This window comes from Bacteroides cellulosilyticus DSM 14838 (assembly GCF_000158035.1).
GTDB lineage: Bacteria > Bacteroidota > Bacteroidia > Bacteroidales > Bacteroidaceae > Bacteroides > Bacteroides cellulosilyticus.
The window spans coordinates 957,574-962,269 of sequence record NZ_EQ973492.1; the positions used below are offsets into that span (position 1 = coordinate 957,574).

Here is a 4,696-nt window from a genome sequence, read left to right on the forward strand (position 1 = left end):
ATTCATCAAATTACCGGGAGTTTAGAAAGAATACGATAACTCCCGGTAATAAACTTCCTTATTATCAGTTTTCTAACATTTTCAAATTATCGTTTTAATAACCCACCCATTTTACTTATATTTGAGACCTATACAAGTATCCTAAACAAAATGAACAAGTATTTTATATTCCCGCTAATCATTCTCGTATCCGGCATAGTAAGTTGCAACAAGCCGCCAGGCAGCGCCCATCCTCCTGCGCAATTCCATGCAGACAGTATAGCCATACTGGCAAAAGCCAATCAGTTCCGGCTGGACAAAGAATATGACAGCGCTATTTCCCTACTCGACTCCGCCTTCCTGCTACCCGTCAAAAGCAACCAACACCCCAACGGACTATCTCCTGACGACGCCCGTCGTCTGATGTCCTACGCAATCAGGCACTTAATGTTCGCATACAATCATTCCCGAAGAATAGCCGAAGGACACAAGCACTTCCTCCGGCTCAGGGAAATGAACCACCCGATACTATCCAATCATTGCCAACGCGAGATTTTGGTATGCGACGCACAAATGTTGCAAACCCTCGGCCGCCGTGCCGAAGCCTGCCAACTCCTCGACCAAGCCATGAGCATAAATGAAAATGATGATCCTTCCAGTGAACTCTTTTGCACCATAGCCGCCGGAATCACCTATATGGCCGTCGACTCCACCGAAACACGAGCAGAACCCGCCTTGCTGCGAGCCGCCGAAGCTATGAGAAACGGAGCATACGACGACACCGGACTCTATCCGCAGGCCATGGCCAACCTGGCAAACATCTACATCCGGAAGAATGAGTTCCAGAAAGGCATCAGCCTCTGTCAGGAAGTCATGGAACAAAGCAATAAATCGCAGAATCCGCGTGGGGCGATGCTCGCCGCAATCAACCTGTGCGGCAATTACACCGAACTAAACTTTTTCGACAGAGCCTTGCATTACAACAATGAAGGACTCCGCCTGTTCCGTGAAGATAACGAGACCTGGGGTATGGCGGCAAGCCTGTACGAAAGGAGAGCCCTGATTTATAAAAGAATGGGCCTCATCGACTCAGCCTTCCTCGCGCTCAACCTTGCCGACAGCTTCTACATCAGAGCCACCAATCCGCGCGGACAAATACGTGTAAAGATGGAAAAGCTGGATGCCAAAGCCCAGTTTCCGGACTCCCTGCCGAAAGTCCTGACGCACTATGAAGAAATAAAAGATAAAGTGCCCGGCTATATGCTGCTGGACTATTACATGGGCTACGGAAATGCCATGTACAGAGCCGAAAAATACCAAGAAGCCATCCCGTTGCTTGAAAAAGCCGTCAGCTTATCCAAAGTCCGCGGAGATATGGAAACCGAAAATCACAACAACCGGTTACTGCTCGACAGCTACCACCGTACCGACAGGATGAAAGCTGCAAAAGAACTGCTCCCCCGCTATAATATGATTATCGACTCTGTAATTCATGGGAAATCCATTCGTGAATCCATAGCCTCGCATATACGTTACGAGACGGAGAAAGTGGAACAGGAAAATAGTCTGCTCACGGCAGGTATAGCCTTGCGCAACAGTGTTATCCGTACATATACCATCGGCACTATTGCATCCATCCTCTTTATCCTGCTCCTGGCCACCTGGTTCTGGAACAGACACCGATCTCTGAAATTACATCATCAACTGGACGAAAAGGAACTCGAAATCACCTCCATCCGCCTGGATAAAAAGGAAAAGGAATTGAAAAGAATTCTTGAATCGCGCCATGAACTTCATGAACACAACCAGGAACTGCTTCGGCAACTGGCTGAAATACAAACCTCAAACCAATCCGGTAGCGAACTCAACAAGCTTATGGAAACTCTGTCTCCCACCATGCTGACACCCAAAGAAGAAGCTGAATTCCGTGTCGCCTTCTCCGGCATTTATTCTACGGCACTTATCCGCCTGCGCGATGTGTGTCCCAATATCACCAAGAATGAAGAATTGCTGTGTATGCTCATTCTGCTCAATCAAAGCACCGAAGAAATAGCCCGGATATTAGGCATAGCCTCCGCCAGCGTCACCAGGATACGTTATCGGTTAAGACCGAAACTCAATATCCCGGAGAAAGCTTCGCTGGATGCGGAAATCAAAAGGATTATGAAAGAGTAATCTCAACTACTCTTTCTATAACTCCTCACCGCCCACAGATTAAAGAATACTGCAAAGGCTATCAATGCTCCTAACTGTGGAAGTAACTCCACAATGCCACCACCCCGCAGGTAAATGGTACGCATCACCTCTACAAAGTATTTCAGCGGATTGAGCGCAGCAATCAGTTGTGCCCATTCCGGCATACTGTGTACGGGAGTGAACAAACCGCTCATCAGCATCAGTATCAGCATAAAGAACCACATGACGAACATGGCCTGCTGCAACGTAGCGGAATGATTGGAAATCACCAGACCGAATCCGGAGACCACGAACAGGAAGACCACTGCAAAAAGGTATATCGTCACGAAATGCCCCACAGGAAGAATACCATAGAGCAACCATGCCAGAAAGAAACATATCGTAAGCACAATGAAACCTATCAGCCAATAAGGTATCAGCTTGGCAAGAATAAACGTCAGTTTGGAGACAGGCGTTACATTGATCTGCTCGATAGTACCCACTTCTTTCTCGCCTACCACATTGAGCGCCGGAAGAAAGCCGCAAATCATTGTCAACAACATCACCATCAATGCCGGAACCATAAAGAGCTTGTAGTTCAGGTTCGGGTTATACAGATTCTGCGTTGAAATGCCAATCCGGGGCAATCCCATCCCGGCAGAGATTGTCTTTGCCGGTGATTCCGATTGCAGTTCACGGGTATAGTCATTAATGATGGAAGACAGGTACGAGCCGCCCAATCCTCCCTTTGTACCGTTCACCGCATTGACGGCAACCAGCAGGCGGGGGCTTTTGCCCGTCACCCAGTTCTTCTCAAAATCGCGGGGAATTTCCAAAATAATATCTGCCGAACCGATTTCGATGGAGCGCAATCCTTCATTGTAGGTATCAGGAAGGGCCGTTGTACGGAAATAGGTGGATGCACCGATCTTATCCACAAGGCGGCGCGAAAGGACGCTGTGGTCATTATCCACAATGTTCAGGTTAATGTTCTTTATCTCCAGGTTTGCCGCCCAGGGCATCAGTATCATAATCATACAAGGGAAGATAAGAATCATCTTCGGCAGGAACGAGTTACGGAGCAACTGCTTGAATTCTTTTTCTATCAGAAACTTTATCATACCACCACTCTCCTATTCTAATCGGTTCTTAAACTTCTTGAAACTAATCGTAATCAACGCAACCGCCATTACAGCAAGAATATTGACTTCCGTCAATACCAGTGAAATGTCCACTCCTTCGATCATCAGCTTCCGCACAGCCTGAATGTACCAGCGGGCAGGAAGCACCGCCGAGATGCCTTGAAGCAGTAAGGGCATGCTCTCTATAGGGAATATCATACCGGAGAGCAGCATAGTAGGCATCATCAGTATCAATCCCGATGCAAGCATGGCAGCAACCTGCGTCCGCGTCACCGAGGATATCAGCAAGCCCAGAGCCAGGGAAACGAAGATAAAAAGCAGTGATACCACAATCAGCCAGAACAAGCTACCCGCCACGGGAACATCGAGCACATAGACCGAGAGCAGCAAAATCGTTGTCAGGTTGACAAACGAAAGCACAAAGTAAGGAACCGCCTTGGCAAGAATAATGAATAGCGGCTTCACCGGAGAAACCAACAGTATCTCCATCGTTCCCGTCTCCTTCTCCCGGACAATGGATATGGAAGTCATCATGGCACAAATCAACATCAGGATCAGTCCCATCACACCCGGCACAAAGTTGTAGGCGCTCTTCATCTGCGGATTATAGAGCAGCTTCACTTCGGGAACAATAGTGGAAACCTGCATTCCCGCCGGAAGCATTTCGCGTCCGGCAGAGGATATGATATTGGCGGCATAACCGGTCTGTGTGGTCGCCGTATTGGGGTCGGTAGCATCGGCCACCAACTGTACACAAGCATCTCCGGTATAAACGTGATTCGCAAATTGCTCGCTGAAGATGACTGCCAGGTCAATGTCTCCCCGTCTGAAAGACTTTTCAACCTCGTCCGGAGTAGTCAGATTCGTGGTGACGGAGAAATATTCACTCGCATCCAGACGGTCGATAATGCGCCGGGTGACAACATCGTTCGACGGGTCGAGAATGGCGACACGGACATTCTTCACTTCCGTGGTTATGGCAAAGCCGAAAAGGATAATCTGCACCACAGGCATACCCAGCAGTATCAGCATGGTTCGCCTGTCGCGGAAGATATGGAAGAATTCCTTTCGGACAAAAGCTATAAATTGTTTCATTGTTCTTACTAATTATGTTATGAATCGGCTAATCCGCCGTACGCACCGCCTCCCGTGCCAACTGCTGGAAAACATCATCCATCGTAGCAACCTTAAATTGCCGTTTCAGTTCATCGGGCGTATCGAGAGCACGGATCACGCCATCCACCATGATAGAGATACGGTCGCAATACTCGGCCTCATCCATGAAGTGGGTGGTGACAAAGACAGTGATTCCCCGGTCGGCAGCCTGATAAATAAGCTCCCAGAACTGGCGACGGGTAGCAGGATCTACCCCACCCGTCGGCTCATCCAGAAAGACGATC

4 protein-coding genes are annotated in these 4,696 nt (G+C 48.6%); 1 reads left to right on the forward strand and 3 read right to left on the reverse strand.

Annotated elements, in window-relative coordinates; genetic code table 11:
- Nucleotides 1-150: 150 nt before the first annotated feature.
- Nucleotides 151-2,154, forward strand: a complete 2,004-nt coding sequence (locus BACCELL_RS22040; protein WP_007214304.1) for a tetratricopeptide repeat protein — start codon at nucleotides 151-153, stop codon at nucleotides 2,152-2,154.
- Between the two features lie 2 nt (nucleotides 2,155-2,156).
- On the opposite strand, the gene BACCELL_RS22045 is transcribed toward BACCELL_RS22040, so the two are convergent.
- The 3 genes from BACCELL_RS22045 to BACCELL_RS22055 form a co-directional block, all read right to left on the reverse strand.
- Nucleotides 2,157-3,275 (reverse strand): ABC transporter permease, encoded by a 1,119-nt coding sequence (locus BACCELL_RS22045; protein ID WP_007214305.1) that lies wholly within the window; start codon nucleotides 3,273-3,275, stop codon nucleotides 2,157-2,159.
- A 12-nt stretch (nucleotides 3,276-3,287) separates the two neighbouring features.
- Entirely contained in the window at nucleotides 3,288-4,391 is a 1,104-nt protein-coding gene (locus BACCELL_RS22050; protein WP_007214306.1) for an ABC transporter permease, read from the reverse strand.
- 28 nt (nucleotides 4,392-4,419) lie between these two features.
- A partial coding sequence (locus BACCELL_RS22055; protein ID WP_007214307.1) for an ATP-binding cassette domain-containing protein occupies nucleotides 4,420-4,696 on the reverse strand: 277 nt, incomplete at its 5' end.